This window comes from [Collinsella] massiliensis (assembly GCF_002161605.1).
Classification (GTDB): Bacteria; Actinomycetota; Coriobacteriia; order Coriobacteriales; family Coriobacteriaceae; genus Enorma.
The window spans coordinates 42,496-61,361 of record NZ_NFIE01000007.1; the positions used below are offsets into that span (position 1 = coordinate 42,496).

14 protein-coding genes and 1 tRNA gene are annotated in these 18,866 nt (G+C 69.3%); 9 read left to right on the top strand and 6 right to left on the bottom strand.

Features of this window, described 5'->3' with window-relative positions; translation table 11 throughout:
* Positions 1–3: 3 nt before the first annotated feature.
* Positions 4–2,814, bottom strand: coding sequence for an HAD-IC family P-type ATPase (locus tag B5G02_RS04020; protein ID WP_094335287.1), 2,811 nt, complete (start codon positions 2,812–2,814; stop codon positions 4–6).
* 149 nt (positions 2,815–2,963) lie between these two features.
* Here B5G02_RS04020 and B5G02_RS04025 point away from each other — a divergent pair.
* Positions 2,964–3,040: transfer RNA gene (locus B5G02_RS04025), tRNA-Arg, on the top strand.
* 141 nt (positions 3,041–3,181) lie between these two features.
* On the opposite strand, the gene B5G02_RS04030 is transcribed toward B5G02_RS04025, so the two are convergent.
* Complete coding sequence (locus B5G02_RS04030; protein WP_094335288.1) at positions 3,182–6,310, bottom strand: M14 family metallopeptidase; 3,129 nt, start codon at positions 6,308–6,310, stop codon at positions 3,182–3,184.
* A gap of 467 nt (positions 6,311–6,777) precedes the next feature.
* Between B5G02_RS04030 and aroF the strand changes: the two genes are divergently transcribed.
* The 8 genes from aroF to aroQ all read left to right on the top strand — a co-directional run bounded on the left by aroF (position 6,778) and on the right by aroQ (position 15,265).
* Complete coding sequence (gene aroF, locus B5G02_RS04035) at positions 6,778–7,806, top strand: 3-deoxy-7-phosphoheptulonate synthase (RefSeq protein ID WP_094335289.1); 1,029 nt, start codon at positions 6,778–6,780, stop codon at positions 7,804–7,806.
* Entirely contained in the window at positions 7,803–8,723 is a 921-nt protein-coding gene (locus tag B5G02_RS04040) for a prephenate dehydrogenase (RefSeq protein ID WP_094335290.1), read from the top strand. The genes aroF and B5G02_RS04040 overlap by 4 nt, the downstream gene beginning before the upstream one ends.
* Before the next feature lie 5 nt (positions 8,724–8,728).
* The gene (gene aroB / locus B5G02_RS04045) at positions 8,729–9,853 is read left to right on the top strand and encodes a 3-dehydroquinate synthase (protein WP_094335291.1); all 1,125 of its coding nucleotides are present in this window, start codon (positions 8,729–8,731) and stop codon (positions 9,851–9,853) included.
* Positions 9,850–11,163 carry a 3-phosphoshikimate 1-carboxyvinyltransferase gene (gene aroA / locus B5G02_RS04050; RefSeq protein WP_094335292.1) on the top strand — a complete coding sequence of 438 codons (1,314 nt, stop codon included), beginning with the start codon at positions 9,850–9,852 and terminating at the stop codon, positions 11,161–11,163. Before aroB ends, aroA begins: the two co-directional genes overlap by 4 nt.
* A gap of 9 nt (positions 11,164–11,172) precedes the next feature.
* A complete protein-coding gene (aroC, locus tag B5G02_RS04055) occupies positions 11,173–12,288 on the top strand; it encodes a chorismate synthase (RefSeq protein ID WP_094335293.1) in 1,116 nt (371 codons plus the stop codon).
* A gap of 114 nt (positions 12,289–12,402) precedes the next feature.
* Positions 12,403–13,548 (top strand): bifunctional chorismate mutase/prephenate dehydratase, encoded by a 1,146-nt coding sequence (locus B5G02_RS04060; protein ID WP_094335294.1) that lies wholly within the window; start codon positions 12,403–12,405, stop codon positions 13,546–13,548.
* Positions 13,548–14,792: a shikimate kinase gene (locus B5G02_RS04065; protein ID WP_094335295.1), complete on the top strand. Its 1,245-nt coding sequence runs from the start codon at positions 13,548–13,550 to the stop codon at positions 14,790–14,792. The genes B5G02_RS04060 and B5G02_RS04065 overlap by 1 nt, the downstream gene beginning before the upstream one ends.
* A gap of 38 nt (positions 14,793–14,830) precedes the next feature.
* Positions 14,831–15,265, top strand: a complete 435-nt coding sequence (gene aroQ, locus B5G02_RS04070) for a type II 3-dehydroquinate dehydratase (RefSeq protein WP_094335296.1) — start codon at positions 14,831–14,833, stop codon at positions 15,263–15,265.
* 19 nt (positions 15,266–15,284) lie between these two features.
* Here aroQ and recN read toward each other — a convergent pair whose 3' ends face one another.
* Genes recN through B5G02_RS04090 form a run of 4 tightly spaced genes read right to left on the bottom strand, consistent with a single transcriptional unit; the run spans position 15,285 to position 18,865 of the window.
* Positions 15,285–16,907, bottom strand: coding sequence for a DNA repair protein RecN (gene recN, locus B5G02_RS04075; protein WP_094335297.1), 1,623 nt, complete (start codon positions 16,905–16,907; stop codon positions 15,285–15,287).
* The gene (locus B5G02_RS04080; RefSeq protein ID WP_094335298.1) at positions 16,897–17,757 is read right to left on the bottom strand and encodes an NAD(+)/NADH kinase; all 861 of its coding nucleotides are present in this window, start codon (positions 17,755–17,757) and stop codon (positions 16,897–16,899) included. The genes recN and B5G02_RS04080 overlap by 11 nt, the downstream gene beginning before the upstream one ends.
* A complete protein-coding gene (locus B5G02_RS04085) occupies positions 17,754–18,563 on the bottom strand; it encodes a TlyA family RNA methyltransferase (protein WP_094335299.1) in 810 nt (269 codons plus the stop codon). Before B5G02_RS04085 ends, B5G02_RS04080 begins: the two co-directional genes overlap by 4 nt.
* Positions 18,560–18,865 (bottom strand): exodeoxyribonuclease VII, encoded by a 306-nt coding sequence (locus B5G02_RS04090; RefSeq protein WP_094335300.1) that lies wholly within the window; start codon positions 18,863–18,865, stop codon positions 18,560–18,562. Before B5G02_RS04090 ends, B5G02_RS04085 begins: the two co-directional genes overlap by 4 nt.
* Position 18,866: the final 1 nt, after the last annotated feature.

Consider the following 18,866-nt stretch of genomic DNA (forward strand, 5'->3'; position numbering starts at 1 on the left):
CCATCAGGAGGTGTGGCTACGATCGCTTCCCATCCTAGCGCGTTTGCGCGCGGGCATCGCGACGCGGATGCCCGATGCCGATTTCGTTACAGAGCCCGCGGGCGCACGGCGGCGCCCTCCCCCGCTCGCCGCGCCCTTCGCTTCGGGCTGGCGCGCGGGCTGCGCCGCTTCCGACGCAGGCGCCTCCGCATCCCGGATCTCGGCCGCTTCGATCTGTGCATCCGCGCGCGCAGCGCCCGTGCGCTCATGCCGCTTCGTGAAGGAGGCATAGGCGCGCGTGACCATGCGGCGCGCCGAGGAGCCCGTGGAGGTGACGCGCGTGCCGCCGCGCTTGCGGCGCGTCACGCGCACGCCGCGGCCGAAGCCGGTCGCGAGCCTCCTGCCCGCGCCCGGGCGCTCGTCCATCGCGTGCGCGAGCGTGAAGAAGAGCGCGGAGGCCGCAAGCGACGCGAGCGCCACGTAGAGCATCATGCCCCAGCTCAGGTGCGCGATGGAGAAGAGCTCGGTGAAGCCGAGGATGCCGATGGCGAGCCCCGCCACGATGGAGGCGAACAGCAGCCGGCGCAGCAGCGTGAAGGGCTGGGAGATGCGGAAGATGAGGCAGCAGCCCACGACGCTCGTCGTGATGAGGCACATCGTCGAGAGCGTCGCGGAATCGAGCGCGAACAGGCCCGCGCCCGCCATGCAGAGGCATGCCGCGAGGATGACGGAGATCGACGCGGGCAGCGCGCGCTTCACGACGTTCACGAGGAAGCTGCCCTCGACGCGTGCCCGGTTCGCCTCGAGGCCGAGGACGAAGCCGGGGTAGCCGATGCAGAAGAAGTTGATGAGCGTCATCTGGATGGGCTGGAAGGGGTACGGCGGGAAGGCGATGCACAGCGCCGCGAGCCCCATGGAGAAGAGCGTCTTGGTGAGGAAGAGCGCCGCGGAGCGCTGGAGGTTGTTGATGGCGCGGCGTCCCTCGGCCACCACGGCGGGCATGCTCGCGAAATCGTTGTCCACGAGCACGAGCTCGGCGACGTTGCGCGCCGCGTCGGAGCCCGCCGCCATGGCCACGGAGCAGTCGGCCTCCTTGAGCGCGAGCACGTCGTTCACGCCGTCGCCCGTCATGGCCACCGTGTGCCCGCGCCGCTGGAGGGCCTGCACGAGCTCGCGCTTCTGCTGCGGGGTCACGCGGCCGAACACGTGGTAGCGGTCGACCGCGGCGTCGACCTTCGACGGGGTGTCGAGGGTCGTTGCGTCCACGTACGCGTCCGCGCCGGGCACGCCCACGACCTGCGCGATCGACGAGACCGTGCGCGGGTCGTCGCCGGAGATGACGTTGAGCGCGACGCCCTGCTCGCAGAAGTAGCCGATCGTCTCGGCGGCGGAGGCGCGGATCTCGTCGCGGATGGTCACGAAGCCGATCGGCTCCGCCTCACCCACCATGTCTCCCTCGTCGGTGAAGCCCTCCACCTGCGCGACCACGAGCACGCGGCAGGTGCTCGCGAGCGCGGCGACCCGCTCCTCGACGCGGGCGAAGGCCGCGCGGCCGAGCACGAACTGGGCGGCGCCCATCACGAAGGCGCCCTCCGAAAACACCGCGCCGCTCCACTTCTTCGCGGACGAGAACGGCACGACGCGCGTGGGCTCGCTCGCGGGGACCTGCAGCTGCGCGTAATGATCGAGGAGCGCCTTGCACGTCTCGTTCGCATCCGCCGAGGTGGCGCGCGCGATGTTCGCCAGGGCGAAGTCCAGAAGCGCGACGTCGCGGGGAACGTGCACGGCCGCGGCCCGCCCCTCGACGGGCAGCGGGTAGGTTCCCTCGACCTCCATGCGGCCCGAGGTGATGGTGCCCGTCTTGTCGAGGCAGAGCACGTCGACGCGGGCGAGCGTCTCGATGCAGTAAAGCTGCTGGGCGAGGACGTTCTTACGCGCGAGGCGGATGGTGGAGATGGCGAGCACGGACGATGTGAGCAGCACGAGCCCCTGCGGCACCATGCCGAGCAGCGCGCCCACGGTGGAGAGGATGGCCGCCGAGACCGCGTGCCACGCCTCCGGACCGGAGAACATCCACGCGAGGAGCCCGAGCGTGGCATCGGGCGACGCGGCCGTCCACGCAGCGTACGACTCGTGCACGCTCGAGATGAACAGGGCGATGCCGAGCGGCAGCATGATGATGCTCGCGAACTTCACGATGAGGTTGAGCGTGTTCAAGATCTCGGAGTTGACCTGCTTGACGTACTTCGCCTCGTTGTTGATCTTGGCGACGTAGTTATCGGCGCCCACGTGCACCACACGGGCGTACACGAGGCCGGAATCGAGGAAGCTGCCGCTCATGAGCGAGGAGCCCGGCTCTTTCTTGATGAGGTTGCTCTCGCCGGTGAGCAGGCTCTCGTTCACCTGCGCCTCGCCGGTGAGCACCGTGGCGTCGGCCGGGACCTGGTCGCCGCGGCCGAGCTTCACGACGTCGTCGATGACGATCTCGTCGAGGTCGAGCTCGACCTCGCGTCCGTCGCGGATAACCTTCGCCTTCTTCGTGGCGAGCAGCGTGAGCTTGTCGACCATGCGCTTCGAGCGCAGTGCCTGCACGATGCCGATGCCGGTGTTGAGCGCGACGATCGCGAGGAAGGTGAGGTTCTTGAACGAGCCCGCGATGATGACGAGCACGGCGAGCACGAGGTTGATGAGGTTGAAGAGCGTGAAGAGGTTCTCGAAGACGAGTTCGCGCACGGACTTCGTCTTGAGCTCCATGTTGACGTTGACGCGTCCCGCCTCGACGCGTTCGCGCACCTCTTCAGCGGTGAGCCCGCGCACCTCCGCGTCGTTGACCACGAGTGACCCCTCCCGAACGGCCTGCACATACGCGGCCAGTGTACCCGTTTTGCGCGCGGGCATACCAGCCGCGGCGGCGCATGCCCGCGCGGCCACTCGAAATTGTCATCTCGCATCCGTGCGGATTGAGTATAATGGTCTCGCACAACGTCCCATTAGCTCAGTGGATTAGAGCGTCTGCCTCCGGAGCAGAAGGCCACAGGTTCGAATCCTGCATGGGACACCAACGCATCCAGTGCGAACCCGTTCGGGCACGTCCCTGCGGGTTCGCTCTTTTTTGTCGCGCGCACGAGGCCCGAAACGGAGGCGACCGGCCCCGAGCGAAGCCCGGAGCCGGTCGCGGCATGCGGTGGCGCTGGATGGGCGCTTACGCCTCGAAGTCACCCTCGAGCAGCTTGGAGTAGACCGCCGCGGAGAGGTAGCGGTACTCGTCCTGCTGATGGGCCTTGTTGGTGAGCGTGTTCGCGAAGAGCGTCATGTTGTAGCCGTCGGCCTGGTAGTCGAAGGCCTGGATGGTGCCCTTGTAGGCCTCGATGGCCTCGGCGCTCATGAAGCCCTCGATGGGGTCGTCGTCCGTCGTCTTGATGAGGACGGTCGCGCCCTCGGGCACGCCGGTGATGAACGTGCCGCCGTAGCCGTACATGAGGTCGTCGCCCTCGCCCACGTAGGTCGCGGTGACGATGCTCTCCTCGGGGAACTCGACCGTCGTGAGGGCGTCGTAGGACATGTTGGCATCGTCGTTGTAGGTCACGTCGACACCGAGCGCCGCGGCGGACTCGAGCGCGTTGGCGGTGTAGCCCACGTACGGCTTGCCCTCGGCGACGAGCTTGCCCTCGTCCTCGCTGAGCGCCTGGTTGCCCACGATGATGTCGGCTTCCTCCGGGGAGTCGACGAGCGTGAAGCCCATCTGCTCGGTGAGCGCGAAGATGTCCATGTTGTAGGTCGTGTTGAGGCGGTTCTGGTAGTCCCTGACGCCGTACTCCTCGCCGGCCTCGTTCGTCATGAACTCGTCGACGGCACCGGGCACGTAGACCTTGATGCCGGTCTTGATGACCTGCGCGGTTGGCGCCTCGGCGACCTTGTGGGCGTCGAGCACGAAGTCGTCCTTCACCGCGTCGAAGTCGGAGGACGCGACGACGTAGTCGCCCGCGGACTCGCCCTCGGTCACGAGGCCGACCTGCACGCCGTCATCGAGCAGGGCGTTCACGGCACGGATGCTCTCGACGCCGCTGTTCTCGATCACGACGAGGTCGCCCTCGCCGTCGACCTCGGTCGCGAGCTCGATGGGCTCGGCGAGGTCGGTGAGCGCGGCGTCATCGAAGGCGCCCGGCGTGGTGATGGTGTCGCAGTCGAAGCCGCGCTGGTCGGGGAAGTTCGTGACGGGCTCGGAATAGAGCGACGTCCAGTCGTCGATGACCATGTTCTCGTACAGGGCCGCGTTGGCCATGTTGCGCTTGGCCTGGTGCATGTCGACGACGACCGTGCCCTCGGCATACGTCGTGCCGTTGACCTCGAAGTCCTCGGTGAGCTGCTCGAGGCGCACATCGTTGCGGAGCAGGTACTCGACCATCTCGGCGGCCGCCGCGCGATCCAGCTGGGCGTCGGAGTCGACGGGGATCACGTAGTACTCGGGGAAGAAGTTGTTGTTCTCCTCGTAGCGCGGGCGGAAGACGTCGGCCTCGGCGCCGACCTCGTCAGACTGGCTCACGTAGTAGGGACGGATCTCGTCGGCGTCGATGTTCTCGATGCCGCGCTCATAGCGCTCGAGCTGGTTCAGGAACATCTCGTCCTTGTTCTCGGACACGAATTCGGCGTTGCCCACGAAGCCGTACTTCACCGCGGTCACGGCGTCCTGGGAGCCGTAGGGCAGCTCGACGGTGTAGGCGTTCACGCCGTGTAGCATCGCGTACTGCGGGGTATAGCTCGAGGACATGTCGTCGAACGGCACCCACTCGAGGCTGCCGTCGTCGGTGACCTTGAGGTAGTCGCGCATGGGGATCTGGACGCTGTTGATGGTGTCGTTGTTCGAGATGGCGGCAGCGGCGAACGCCTCGCCCTGCTGCATGGCGGTGTCGATGAACAGGTCGTACTCGTTGTTCGGGTCATGCGTGGGCGAGCAGGGCTCAACCTGGAACTGCGTGTAGTACCCGTGGATCTCGTGCAGCGAGATGGGTTCCCACTTCGCGATGAGCTCCGTCATGGCCTGGGTCTCGGGCTGGGTCTGGTAGGTGTTGTCGCGGTTGAGGTCGAGGCCGTTGCCGCCCGTGCGGACGTTATAGGTGCGGCCGTCGACGTTCTCGCTCGGCACGAGGATGAAGAACACGTCGTCGAGCAGGGCGTCGGGGTCGAGCGTGCGATCCTCGACGTTGTAGTAGCGCGCGAACTCCTCATCGGTGAGGTCGACCGACGCGTCCGGGTTGGCCTCGGGGTCGTCGGTGGGGTTCATCTGGCCCTCGCCCTGGATGTAGCCCACGCCCGTCACGTCGTCGGCGATGAGCTCGGACCACGCGGTGCCGTCGGAGGCCATCTCCTGCTCGAGCGTGGCCTGGCCCTCCTCGGTGAGGCCCGCGACGGTGCGGTACTCGATGGGCTCGTTCTTCACGAGGGCGCGCAGGAACTCCATGACGCCGTCGGAGCCGATGATCTCATCCGCATGGATGTTGCTGTAGACGATGGGGACCTTGTACTCGAGCGTACCGGCCTCGACCTCTTCCTGCACGGTAGCGGGCTCGGTCTCCATGCGCTCGGTGAGCTCGAGGTACTCGTCGAGGTCGGACTCCTCCTTGGTCACGAACACGGCGTTGATGGGACGCCCCTCGGCGGACTGGCCGATCTCGACGACCTCGGCGTACAGGCCGTTCTCCTTGGCCTCGTCGACGAGCTCAGGAAGCTCGGCGTCGATCTCGGCCTGGGTGCGGTACTGGTCGTAGGGGCGCACGTCGACCTCGGCGGTGCCGGCGGTCTTGCCGTCGACGTCGCAGGTGAGCTCATAGGTGCCCGTGTAGTCGAGGATGGTGTCGCGCAGCTGCGAGCGGTCGCGGTTGTCGATGCCGTCGTAGCCGAACATCGTGTTGGAGTCGAACGTCAGCTTGAGCGCGGCGCCGCCGTCGACCTCTTCGGCCGTGGTCTCGATGTTGGTGAAGAGCTCCGTCTGCGGCTGCTGGGAGGTCTCGACGGTCTCCCACTCCTCGATGGGACCGCCCAGGTACTGGTACGGCCAGGCCTCGGTATCCTCCTGCATGCCCTCCTCGCGGCTGAGCGACCAGGTCACCTTGCCGTCATCGATGAGCTGCTGGAGCTCCTCGACGCTCTGCCCGCTCACGGGCAGCGTCGCCTCGAAGCTGCGCGCCTCGGTCATGGAGATGACATCGGCGCCCTCGCCGGTCACGTTCTTGAACGCGATGGCCTCGGTACCTCCGCCCGAGCATCCGCCCAGGACGAGGGCGAGCGCCACGCCGAGCGCGGATACGGCGACACCCTTCAGCTTTCCCCTCATAGGGTCTCCTTTCGAAACGTTGAGCAACTAACACGTATCGCATGCATCAGTCGATAGGCCGCCCTCCTAACCCGTGCACTCGTTCCCCTATGAGATGAGGCGTGAGAGACGAAGCGCAAGGGGTCGAATACGAAAGGAGCACCCCTCTACGAGGCAGGACGCCGCAATATCCCCCAGGCGATCCCGCTTGTGCGCAGCATGCACCCCGGCATCTCACAGCCCCGACTATATGCAAGCGCCCCCGAGCGCGCATCAGCGATTCGACGAGTGGCGCGGCGCGCAGGGTGAGCGGAGGCGGGCGCCGGGGCGAGGCGGGGCGCAAGATCACGTTCGAGCGGCGTCGCGCAGAGCCATATGGCGGCTTCGTTCCGGCATGGTAAACGGCAGCGTGCACCCGGTCATGTGTCCGCCCCATGGTATACAATGAGCCGACGCAACAAGCCATGAGAAGAAAGCACCGGTGCCGCATGATCGCGATTTTGAAGAAGGACGCCAACCGCGCCGCCGTCGACCACCTCCTGTCCTGGATCGAGAAGAAGGGGCTGCAGGCGCACGTGAGCCAGGGCGAGAACGAGCTCATCGTGGGCCTCGTGGGAGACACCACCCGCATCGACCCGTTCCTGCTCGAGTCCATGGACATCGTCGAGCGCGTTCAGCGCGTCTCGGAGCCCTTCAAGAAGGCGAACCGCAAGTTCCATCCCATGGACACCGTCGTGGACTGCGGGCACGGGGTGAAGATCGGCGGCGATCACTTCCAGGTCATCGCCGGCCCCTGCTCCGTCGAGGGCGAGAACCTCATCCGCATCGCGCGGCGCGTGAAGGCTGCCGGCGCCACCATGCTGCGCGGCGGGGCCTACAAGCCGCGCACGAGCCCCTACGCCTACCAGGGCATGGGCGCCGCCGGCCTCGATCTGCTCATGGAGGCCGGCACGGAGCTCGACATGCCCGTGGTGACCGAGATCATGGACCCGCGCGACGTGCAACTCTTCTTAGATAAGGGCGTCGACGTCATGCAGATCGGCGCGCGCAACGCCCAGAACTTCCCGCTCCTGAAGGAGGTCGGCAAGACCTCCACGCCCGTGCTGCTCAAGCGCGGCATGGCCGAGAGCATCGACGAGCTCCTCATGGCGGCCGAGTACATCATGAGCGAGGGCAACCCCAACGTGATCCTGTGCGAGCGCGGCATCCGCACCTTCGAGACGCGCACCCGCAACACCTTCGACCTCAACGCCGTGCCCGTGCTGCGCTACCTCTCGCACCTGCCCGTCGTCGCCGACCCGAGCCACGCCACGGGCTACACGCGCTATGTGGAGCCCATGGCGCTCGCCGCCACCGCGGCCGGCGCCCACGGCCTCGAGATCGAGGTGCACGACGCGCCCGACCAGGCGTGGTCCGACGGCGCGCAGGCGCTCACGCCCGACATGTTCGACGACTGCATGCGCCGCATCGCGCTCATCCGCGCAGCGATCGAGCCCGAAGGCGGCGAGTGCGCATGATGTCCGCACAGGATGCGCCTGCGGGCGGCGCGCGCGCCGCGCAGCCGACGATCGGCATCGTGGGCCTCGGCCTCATCGGCGGGAGCTTCGCCCGCGCCTACGCGGCAGCGGGCGCGCGCGTCGTCGCCTGCGATACCGATGAGGACACGATGGACGCGGCGATGATCGAGACGGTCGAGGCCGTCCTCGATGACGAGGAGATCCCCGGCTGCGACCTCATCATCCTCGCCGCCTACCCGGATGCCTGCATCGAGTGGCTCGAGGAGCATGCGGAGGTGCTCGGCGCGGCAAGCGCGCCCGAGGATGGCCGAGGACCCGTCGTCATCGACACGGCGGGCGTGAAGGCGGCCGTCTGTGCGCGCGCCTTCGAGCTCGCCCGCGCGCACGGCTTCGCCTTCGTGGGCGCGCACCCCATGGCGGGCACGGAGCACTCCGGCTTCGCCCATGCCCGCGCGAACCTCTTCCAGGGCGCGCCCATGGTGCTCGTGCCGCCCGCGCTCGACGACACCGCGCGGCTGCATCTGCTCGACCGCGTGCACACCCTGCTCGCGCCCGTGGGCTTCGGCACGTTCAGCGTGACGACGCCCGAGGAGCACGACGCGGTCATCGCCTACACGAGCCAGCTCGCGCACGTCGTCTCGAACGCCTATGTGAAGAGCCCCACCGCCCGCGAGCACCACGGCTTCTCGGCGGGCAGCTACCGCGACCTCACGCGCGTCGCGCACCTGAACCCCACCATGTGGGCCGAGCTCATGTGCGACGATGCCGAGAACCTGAGCCGCGAGATCGGCCGGATCATCGATGCGCTCGCCGCCTATCGCGACGCCCTCGATGCCGGCGACCGCGAGCGGCTGCGCGCGCTCCTCGCCGAAGGCGACCGCATCAAGCGCGCGCTCGACGATGAAAGGGACAGCTGATACCCATGGCAGAGATCACCATCGACATCACCGTGCAGAACCCCTACCGGGTGCATATCGGCACGCGCCTGCTCGAGGGCGCGGGCGCGGTCGTGCGCGACGCGGTGCCGCGCGCCCGGAAGGCCGTCATCGTGACCGATTCGAACGTGGGGCCGCTCTATGCGCACATCGTGCGCGATAGCCTCGCCGAGGCCGGCCTCGAGGTGGCCGTCCACACCTTCCCCGCGGGCGAGGAGCACAAGACGCTCGCCACCTACGGCGCGATCCTCGAGTTCCTCGCGGCCGAGGAGCTCGACCGCTCGGACGTCGTCATCGCGCTCGGCGGCGGCGTGACGGGCGACATGGCGGGCTTCGCCGCGGCGACCTACATGCGCGGCATCGCGTACGTGCAGATGCCGACGACGCTTCTGGCCATGGTGGATTCCTCCGTGGGCGGGAAGTGCGCCGTCGACCTCTCGTGCGGCAAGAACCTCGCCGGCGCGTTCTGGCAGCCCGGCGCCGTCGTCGCCGACGTGGGGTGCCTGGGCACGCTCACGCCCGAGCAGCTCGCCGACGGCTGCGGCGAGGTGGTGAAGCACGCCGTCATCGCCGATGCATCCCTCTTCGAGCTGCTCGAGAAGACGCCGCTCACCTTCGACCTGCTCACGCGCGACCTCTCGCTCGCCGCCGCCATCATCGCCCGCAACGTCGAGATCAAGCGCGACGTCGTCGTCATCGACGAGCGCGAGAACGGCGCGCGCAAGCTCCTGAACTTCGGGCACAGCATCGGGCACGCCATCGAGGCGTGCTCGGGCTACACGCTCGGCCACGGCACCTGCGTCGCGGTCGGCATGGTCGCCATGGCGCGCGGCGCCCGCGCGGCGGGGTGGGACGCGCCCGACTTCGAGGAGGACACCGCCGAGCGCATCGACGCGCTCTGCCGTGCGCACGGCCTCTCCACCGCATGCCCCTACCCCGCCGACGAGCTCGTCGAGGCCGCGATGCACGACAAGAAGCGCCGCGGCACCACGATCGACCTCGTGATCCCGCACCGCATCGGCGCCGCCTCCATCGAGCGCTGCGACCTCGAGCAGCTGCGCGCGATCATCGAGCTCGGCGTCGAGGCGCCCGCGGAAGGGGGCGCGCGATGATCGCCCGCATCACCCCGGGCACGCTCTCGGGTACCGTCCCCGCCATCGCATCGAAATCCGTCGCGCACCGCGTCATCATCGCCGCGGCGCTCGCGAACGGCACGACGCACGTCATCTGCAACACCACCTGCGCCGACATCGACGCCACGATCCGCTGCCTCGAGACACTCGGGGCGCGCGTCGAGCGCGTGGAGGACGGCTTCCGCGTCCACCCCATCCCCAAGAGCCAGGAGCACGGGATCCTCCGCGCCCTCGCGGGCGGCACGCTCGATTGCGGCGAGTCCGGCTCGACCCTGCGCTTCATGCTGCCCGTGGCCTGCGCCCTCGGCGCGGACGCCACCTTCACGGGGGCGCGCCGCCTGGGCGAGCGCCCGCTCGACCCGCTCGACCGCGAGCTCATCGCCGCGGGCTGCGAACTCGAGGGGCTCGGCGCGCTGCCGCTCACCGCGCGTGGCCGCCTGCGCCCGGGCCGCTTCGAGCTCCCCGGCGATGTGAGCTCGCAGTTCATCTCGGGCCTCCTGCTCGCGTGCCCGCTTCTGGGCCAGCCGAGCGAGATCCGGGTCACGGGCCGCATCGAGAGCAAGCCCTACGTCACCCTCACGCTCCAGGCGCTCGCCTCCTTCGGCGTGCCCGTAGAGGTGGAGCATGCGTTCGTCTCGGAAACCGAGGTCACCTGCTACCGCCTCGATGGGTCGGCGTATCGCACCCCCGGCGAGGTCAGCGTCGAGGGCGACTGGTCGAACGCGGCGTTTTGGCTCTGCGCGGGCGCGATGGGCACCGAGCCCATCACCGTGACGGGGCTCTCGCTCTCCTCCGCCCAGGGAGACCGCACCGTCATGGCCGCCCTCTCGCGTTTCGGCGCGCGCATGCGGCGCGGCACGGGCTCGGCCACCGCGCAGCCCGACCACCTGAGCGCCTTCACCCTGAGCGCGCAGGACGTCCCAGACCTCGTGCCCATCCTCGCCGCGGTGGCGTCCGTCGCGCACGGGCGCACGATCATCCAGGACTGCCGCAGGCTCCGCCTGAAGGAATCCGATCGCCTCACCACCACGGCGGGCGAGCTCACCGCGCTCGGCGCGCAGGTGCGCGTGGCCGGCGACGACCTCCTCATCCGAGGCGTCGAGGCGCTTTCGGGCGGCGCGGTCGAGGCGCACAACGACCATCGCATCGCCATGATGGCGGCCATCGCCGCCACCCGCTGCACCGGACCGGTCGAGATCTACGGCGCCGAGGCCGTGGACAAATCCTACCCGCTCTTCTTCGAACACTACCGCGCGCTCGGCGGCAACGTCGAGCTCATCGACGCGTAAGGGGACGCCATGGCATCGGTATTCGGCACCGTCATCCACCTCTCGATCTTCGGCCAATCCCATTCGCCGGCCATCGGCTGCTCGCTCGACGGGATCCCCGCGGGCATCCCCGTCGATGCCGCGGCGCTCCAGCGCTTCCTCGACCGCCGCGCGCCCGGCCGCGACGACACCGCCACGCGGCGGCGCGAGGCGGATGCGCCCGAGTGGCTCTCGGGCATCGTGGACGGCCATACCACGGGAGCGCCCATCGCCGCCATCATCCGCAACACCGATACGCGCAGCCAGGACTACGACGGCCTGCGCCGCGTCCCGCGCCCGGGGCACGCGGACTTCACCGCGCGCGTGAAATACGGCAACTGGCACGACGTCGCGGGCGGCGGGCACTTCTCCGGCCGGCTCACCGCGCCCTTGTGCATCGCGGGCGGCATCGCGCTCCAAGCGCTCGCCACGATGGGCATCGACATCGCCGCGCACATCCAGAGCCTGGGACCGGAGGGCATCGCGGACGAGCCGCTCGACGAGCTCGAGCGCGACGAGGCCCAGCTCGCTGCCCTGCGTGCCCATAACTTCCCCTGCATCTCGACGGATGCGGCCGGCCGCATGCGCGCGGCCATCCTCGCCGCCCGCGACGACCTCGACAGCATCGGCGGCGTCATCGAGTGCGCCGCCTACGGCGTGCCCGCCGGCGTGGGCGACCCCATGTTCGACGGCCTCGAGAACCGCATCGCGCGCATCGCCTTCGGCATCCCCGCCGTGAAGGGCGTGGACTTCGGCTCGGGCTTCGCCGCAGCCTACCTCACCGGCAGCGAGAACAACGATCCCTTCCGCATGGTCGACGGCCAGCCGCGCCCCGAGACGAACAACGCCGGCGGCATCCTCGGTGGCATCTCCACGGGCATGCCCATCGTGTGGCAGATGGCCGTGAAGCCCACCGCCTCCATCGGGAGAGCGCAGCGAAGCGTCGACCTCGATGCCGGCGCGGATGCCGAGCTCACCGTGCGCGGGCGCCACGACCCCTGCATCGTGCCGCGCGCGGTGCCCGTCGCGGAAGCCGCCTGCGCGCTCGCCCTCCTCGACGCGCTGCTCGAGGACGGCCGCTTCCCCACCCCGGCTCCCCGAAACTGAACCCACGGTGATAAAAACCAGCCTGTCTGGTTTTTATCATCCACCACCGACGAACATGATAAAAACCAGACAGGCTGGTTTTTATCATTTTCACCGACCGACGAAGGAAGGCTCATGGAACTCTCGGACATCCGGATGCGCATAGACGAGATCGACGCCCAGCTGCTCGACCTGTTCTGCGCGCGCATGGGGCTCGCAGCGGACGTCGCGCGCGCCAAGGCGGGCACGGGCAAGGCGGTCTTCGACCCCGCGCGCGAGCGCGAGAAGCTCGCGCGCATCGCTGAGCAGGCGCCGGAGCACCTGCGCCCCCAGGCAATCGCGCTCTTCTCGCTCCTCATGTCCATGAACAAGGCCGAACAGCAGCGCATCCTCGCGCCCGCCCGCCCCGAGCGCATAAGCGAGCTCATGCGCCGCGCGCTCAAGCCCCACGACGAGCCCTTCCCCGCCCTGGCGACCGTAGCCTGCCAGGGCGTCGAGGGCGCCTACAGCCAGATCGCCGCCACGCGCCTCTTCCGCGTGCCGAGCATCACGTTCTTCGACACGTTCGAGGACGTGTTCCGCGCCGTGTGCGAGGGGCGCTGCGCCTTCGGCGTGGTGCCCATCGAGAACTCGACCGCGGGCTCGGTCAACGCGGTCTACGACCTGCTCGCCGCGCATTCGTGCTACATCGTACGCAGCCTGCGGCAGAAGATCGACCACAGCCTGCTCGCCAAGCCGGGAACGAGGCTCGAGGATATCCGCGAGGTGTGCTCGCACGAGCAGGCGCTCGCCCAATGCGCCGGCTACCTCGCGCGCCTGGGCGTGCAGGCGACCCCGTGCAAGAACACCGCGCGCGCCGCGGAGCTCGTCGCAGGGTCGGACCGGCGCGACCTCGCCGCGCTCTCGTCGCGCGCCTGCGCCGAGCTCTACGGCCTCGACATCATCGAGCCCGACGTCCAGGATTCCGACAACAACTACACGCGCTTCGTCGTCATCTCCGCCGAGCCCGCGATCTGGCCGGGCGCGCAGCGCACCTCGCTCATGCTCGCGCTCTCCCACGAGCCCGGCTCGCTCTTTCGCGTGCTCGAGCGCTTCTACGCCCTCGACATCAACCTCGTGAAGCTCGAGAGCCGCCCCATCCCCGGCCGCGACTTCGAGTTCATGTTCTACTTCGACATCGATTGCCCCGTCGGCGCGGAGGCACTCGGGACGCTCCTCGACGGCCTCGGCGACGTCTGCGAGCGCTTCACGTATTTCGGCAGCTACACGGAGGTGCTCTGATGGATTCTGCGCAGAAACCGGTGCCCTACGGGGTCCTCGGGCGAACGCTCGGCCACAGCTACACCCCGCGCATCTACCGCCTGCTCGCGGATATGGACTACATCCGCTTCGAGCGCGAACCCGAGGACGTCGAGGCGTTCCTGCGCGGTGACGCGTGGGCGGGCGTGAACGTGACGATCCCCTACAAACGAGCGGTCGTGCCCTTCCTCGACGAGCTCACGGAGCGCGCGCAGCGCCTGGGCAACGTAAACACCATCGTGCGGCTCCCGGACGGGCGGCTGCGCGGCGGCAACACGGACTACTTCGGCTTCAAGATGCTCGTGGAATCGACCGGCGTCGAGCTGGCCGGCGCACGCGCGCTCGTGCTCGGCGGCAGCGGTGGGGCGGGCTCGACCTGCATGACCGTCCTGCGTGACCTGGGCGCGGAGCCCGTGGCGGTGAGCCGCAGCGGGAAGGTCACCTATGACGACCTCGATAGGTACGCGGATGCTGCGCTCATCGTGAACGCCACGCCCGTGGGCATGTACCCCGCCTGCCCGGCAGCACCCGTCGACCTCGAGCGCTTCGAACATCTCTCCGCCGTCGTCGACATCGTGTACAACCCCGCGCGCACCGCCATCATGATGCAGGCGGAGCAGCTCGGGATTCCCTGCGCGGGCGGCCTCCTCATGCTCGTCGCGCAGGCGGCGGAGGCAGTGCGCGCCTACACCGGCGAGGTGATCGGCCCCGATCGGATCCGTGCGGTCACGGATGCCCTCGACCGCGAGGAGGAGAACATCGCGCTCATCGGCATGCCGGGATCGGGCAAGACGCGCGTGGGGCAGGCCATCGCGCGCCGCCTGGGACGCGCGCACGTCGACCTCGACGACGCCTTCCGTGAGCGCACCGGCAGCACATGCGCCGATTTCATCCTCAAGCGGGGCGAGGACGCCTTCCGCGCTGAGGAGACCCGCGTGCTCGAGGACGTCGCGAAGCGAAGCGGCCTCGTCATCTCCTGCGGCGGCGGCGTCGTGACCCGCGACGAGAACTACCCGCTCCTGCACCAGAACAGCCGCATCGTCATGCTCGACCGCCCGCTCGACGAGCTCTCGAAGAAGGGGCGGCCCATCACGGCGCGCGACGGGGTGGAGCGGCTCGCGGCCGAGCGCATGGACCGCTACCGCGCCTGGGCGGATAAGATCGTCGCCTCGCGCGAGAGCGCCGACGCCACCGCATCCGTCATCGTCGCCGGCTGGAACGCATAAGCCCGCACCCGGCACCCATCACGCGAAAGGAAGCCTCCATGAACGCCTTGGTCATCAACGGCCCCAACCTGAACCTGCTCGGCATCCGCGAGCCGGGCATCTACGGGCACGAGAGCTACGCCGAGCTCGAGCGCATCTGCCGGGCGGCGGGCGCGGAGACGGGCTTCGATGCGGTGGAGGTCTTCCAATCCAACCACGAGGGCGCCATCGTGGACGCGATCCAGGAGGCGCTCGGCCGCTTCGACGGCATCGTGATCAACCCGGCCGCCTACACCCACACGAGCGTGGCGATCCTCGACGCGCTCAAGGCCGTGAACCTGCCCGCGGTGGAAGTTCATATCTCCGACGTCGATGCGCGCGAGGACTTCCGCCGGATCTCCTATGCGGGCAAGGCGTGCTTCGCGCGCGTCACGGGCGAGGGCCTCGCGGGCTATCGCCACGCGCTCGAGCTCCTCGCCGCCCGCCTCAGGTAAAATAACCCCAGGGGTATTTTTACATCAGCTGCAGCATCTCGCGCGCATGGGCGAGCGAGGTCTCCGTGGCATCGCCCGAGAGCATGCGCGCCACCTCATGCACGCGCTCCTCGCCCTCGACGGGTGCGAGCACGGTCTCCGGGACATCCCCCTCGACTTTCCGCACCACGTAATGCCGCTCGGCGAGCACCGCGACCTGCGCCACGTGCGTGACGACGATGACCTGGTGCGTGCGGGCGAGGTCTGCCAAGACCGCCGCGAGCGAGCGCGCGACCGCGCCGCCCACCCCGGCATCCACCTCATCGAAGACGAGCGTGTCGACGCCGTCGGCCTCGCCGAGCACGACCTTGCAGGCGAGCATGACGCGCGACAGCTCGCCGCCGGACGCGATGCGCCGAAGCGGCCTGGCCGTGAGCCCCGCGCCGCCGCGGTAGAGCAGCTCGCACGCCGCCGGCCCCTGCTCGCTCCAGCGCTCGCGCGGAAGCTCGCGGGCATCCCACACGAGCTCGGCCTTGCCCATCTCGAGGCGCGCCATCTGCTTGCCGACCTCACGGCAGAACCGCGGCGCGGCATCGTTGCGCCGACGCATGAGGGTGCGCGCCGCATGGGAGAGCTCAGCCTCCGCGGCGTCGACGGCCTCCTGCGCGGAGCGGATGCGCGCCTCGCCATCGCTCGCCACGGCGAGGAGCTCGCTCGCCTCCTCACGGCGCGCGAGCACATCTTCCATGCGCGGGCCGAACTGGCGCATGAGACCGCGCAGCGCGGCATGGCGCTCCTGCAGGCGCGCGAGCTCGGCGGGGTCGAAATCCACGCCGTCGCGATAGCGGCGCAGGTCGGATGACACGTCCTCGAGCGTGATGGCCGCCTCGTTGAGGGCGTCGGCGAAATCCGAAAGCTTCGCATCGACCCTGCCCATGCGGGAGAGCTCGGCGATCGCCGCGTTCAGGGCGTCGAGCGCCCCGCCCTCCCCCGAGAGGTACTCGGAGGCCTCGTGCGCGGTGCTGGCGAGCGCCTCGGCGTGCTCGGCGCGGGGCAGCGTCTCCTCGAGCTCCTCAAGCTCGCCCGGCTGCGGGTCGACCTCGTCGATGCGCTCGAGCGCGAACCGCGCATCCTCGAGGCGCGCGCCCTCCGTCCGCGCCGCAGCGGTCACGCGCGCGAGCTCATCGCGGGCAGCTCGCGCCGCAGCCAGGGCGGCGCGATACGCGGCGAGGGCATCGAGCACGGGAGCGCCCGCCCAGGCATCGACCATCTCAACATGCGAGGCGGCGTCGAGCAGGCGCTGGTGCTCATGCTGGCCGCAGAGGTCCACCATCGGCCCCACGAGCTCTGCGAGCTCGCGGATGCTCGCCACATGCCCGTCGATGCGCGCGCGGCTCCTGCCGTCCGCCGAGACGCGCCGCGAGATGCATATGCCCTCCGCATCGCGCGCACCGCGGAAGAGCCGCCCCTCGACCTCGGCGGCGGAGGCGCCCTCGCGAACCTGCGACGCCTCCGCGCGCTCGCCCACGAGGAGCTTCAGGGCCGAGAGCAGCGCGGTCTTGCCGGCACCCGTCTCGCCGGTGAGCACCGTGAGACCGGGCGCGGGAGCGAAGGTAGCGGAGCGGATGAGCGCGAGGTTCTCGACATGGATCTCATCGATCATGATGCACCCCATAGAACACGCGGGAAACGGAGTTGTAGAAGCTCTCGGGACCGTAATCGAGCAGGAGCACGTCGCCCGGCCCCCGGCGCGCCACGACCCGGTCCACGACCGAATCGGTCGCGACGAACTGGCCGTCCACCGCGATGGCGGGAACCGACGGGCGCTCGCGCGACATCGTGATCTCCACGACGTCGGATGGCGAGGTGAGGAACGCGCGCGCCTGGATGGTATGGGGCGCGATGGGCACGCAGACCATGCCCGTGTAGTCCGGGCTCACGATGGGGCCGCCCGCAGAGAGCGCGTAGCCGGTGGAGCCCGTTGCCGTCGAGACAACGACGCCGTCGCCGCGCAGCCGGTCGATATGGTGCCCCGAGACGGTCACGTCGAACTCCACCATGTCGGAGAGCGGGCCGCGCGCAAGGGCCATATCGTTCAGGGCGAAGGTGTCGATCGACTCCTCCTCGCCCCCGTCGGTATGGGAGAACACCTCGACGGCGAGCGTGGCGCGACGGCTCACGTGCATCTCGCCCGCGAGCGCGTCGGACACGACGCCGAGCACGTCGCGCTCATCGGGGCTCGCTGCGGTGAGGAAGCCCACATGGCCGTAGCTCAGGCCGAGGATCGGGATCTCCTGGTAGCCGACGATGCGCGCCGCGCGCAGCAGCGTGCCGTCGCCGCCGAGCGAGATGACGAGGTCGGAGCCCTCGATGTCGGGCACGGACGCGATGGCGGAGCGCTGGTCCGCCGCCCAGGCGACGTCGTAGCCCTGCCGCCCCAGCCAGAGCTCGAGCGCAAGGCCGCTCTCGACGGCCTCGTTCTTGTAGTAATTCGGCACGAGGAAGACCTTCATGCGCCGCACACCCCCTCGAATCGCGCGCGCACGCGCTCGCACGCCTCCCGCATACCATCCGTCCCCGTCGCGCCCGCATCGAGCGCGCCGAGCATGAAGAACTCGACGTTGCCCTTCGCCCCCGTGATGGGCGAGACGCATACGCCCTGCGGGACGAGCCCGCGCTCGGCGAAGCACGCGAGCACCCGCTCGAGCACGGCGCGGCGCACCGCCGGATCGCGGACGACGCCGCCCTCCCCCACGTCCTCGGGCGCGGCTTCGAACTGCGGCTTCACGAGCGTGAGGAACGTGCCGCCCGGACGGAGCAGCTTCACGACGGCGTCGATGATGCGCTCGATGCTCGTGAACGACACATCGCAGACCGCGAGGTCGCAGCAGGCGCGGTACCCGAGACCGGGCAGGTCGACCACGTTCGTGCGCTCCAGGAGCTCCACCCGCTCGTCGCAGCGGAGCGCCCAGGCGAACTGCGCGCGCCCCACATCGACCGCGACGACGCGCCGCGCGCCGCGCTTGAGCAAGCAATCGGTGAACCCGCCCGTGGAGCAGCCGATGTCTGTGCAGGAGCATCCCTTCGGGTCGACGCCCAGGGCATCGAGCGCCCCCTCGAGCTTGAGGCCGCCGCGCCCCACGTAGGGCAGCCGTCCCTTCACGTGCAGGTCGATCCCCGGCTCCACCTTCATGCCGGGCGAGGTGAGCCGCTCGCCGCGTGCGGAGACGTCGCCTGCCATCAACGTGCGCAGGGCATCCGCGCGATCGACGCAGATGCCCTGGGCAATCAATTCATCATCGAGGCGGACGCGCTTCATCGCTCGCCGCATCCCTGCTCGGGGGCTTGGGGCTCCTTCCCCTCAGCGGCGTCGGACTCGGGAGCGGCCGCATCGGGCTCGCCTCCCGCCTCCGCCATCTCGCTCGCCTCGAGCTGCGCCGCCTCGCTCGGGCTCAGATCGAAGCTGTCCACGAGCTCCACCGCATGCGAGCCGAGGGCGATCGCCTCGTCGAAGAGGTCGAGGCTGCGCTCGAGCGACGTGTCCTTCGAGCGCACGGCGGCGATGATCTCGTCCATGCGCCCCGTGATGTCCTCGAAGCTGTTGAGCGTCGTCTCCGCCATG

Excerpts from the sequence above, each read along its gene's own strand:
- B5G02_RS04040 (WP_094335290.1), top strand. The coding sequence starts at position 7,803 with ATGATGTCCGCACAGGATGCGCCTGCGGGCGGCGCGCGCGCCGCGCAG.
- aroB (WP_094335291.1), top strand. The coding sequence starts at position 8,729 with ATGGCAGAGATCACCATCGACATCACCGTGCAGAACCCCTACCGGGTG.
- B5G02_RS04030 (WP_094335288.1), bottom strand. The coding sequence starts at position 6,310 with ATGAGGGGAAAGCTGAAGGGTGTCGCCGTATCCGCGCTCGGCGTGGCG.
- aroC (WP_094335293.1), top strand. The coding sequence starts at position 11,173 with ATGGCATCGGTATTCGGCACCGTCATCCACCTCTCGATCTTCGGCCAA.
- B5G02_RS04080 (WP_094335298.1), bottom strand. The coding sequence starts at position 17,757 with ATGAAGGTCTTCCTCGTGCCGAATTACTACAAGAACGAGGCCGTCGAG.
- B5G02_RS04090 (WP_094335300.1), bottom strand. The coding sequence starts at position 18,865 with ATGGCGGAGACGACGCTCAACAGCTTCGAGGACATCACGGGGCGCATG.
- B5G02_RS04060 (WP_094335294.1), top strand. The coding sequence starts at position 12,403 with ATGGAACTCTCGGACATCCGGATGCGCATAGACGAGATCGACGCCCAG.
- aroF (WP_094335289.1), top strand. The coding sequence starts at position 6,778 with ATGATCGCGATTTTGAAGAAGGACGCCAACCGCGCCGCCGTCGACCAC.
- B5G02_RS04085 (WP_094335299.1), bottom strand. The coding sequence starts at position 18,563 with ATGAAGCGCGTCCGCCTCGATGATGAATTGATTGCCCAGGGCATCTGC.
- aroQ (WP_094335296.1), top strand. The coding sequence starts at position 14,831 with ATGAACGCCTTGGTCATCAACGGCCCCAACCTGAACCTGCTCGGCATC.
- recN (WP_094335297.1), bottom strand. The coding sequence starts at position 16,907 with ATGATCGATGAGATCCATGTCGAGAACCTCGCGCTCATCCGCTCCGCT.
- B5G02_RS04065 (WP_094335295.1), top strand. The coding sequence starts at position 13,548 with ATGGATTCTGCGCAGAAACCGGTGCCCTACGGGGTCCTCGGGCGAACG.
- aroA (WP_094335292.1), top strand. The coding sequence starts at position 9,850 with ATGATCGCCCGCATCACCCCGGGCACGCTCTCGGGTACCGTCCCCGCC.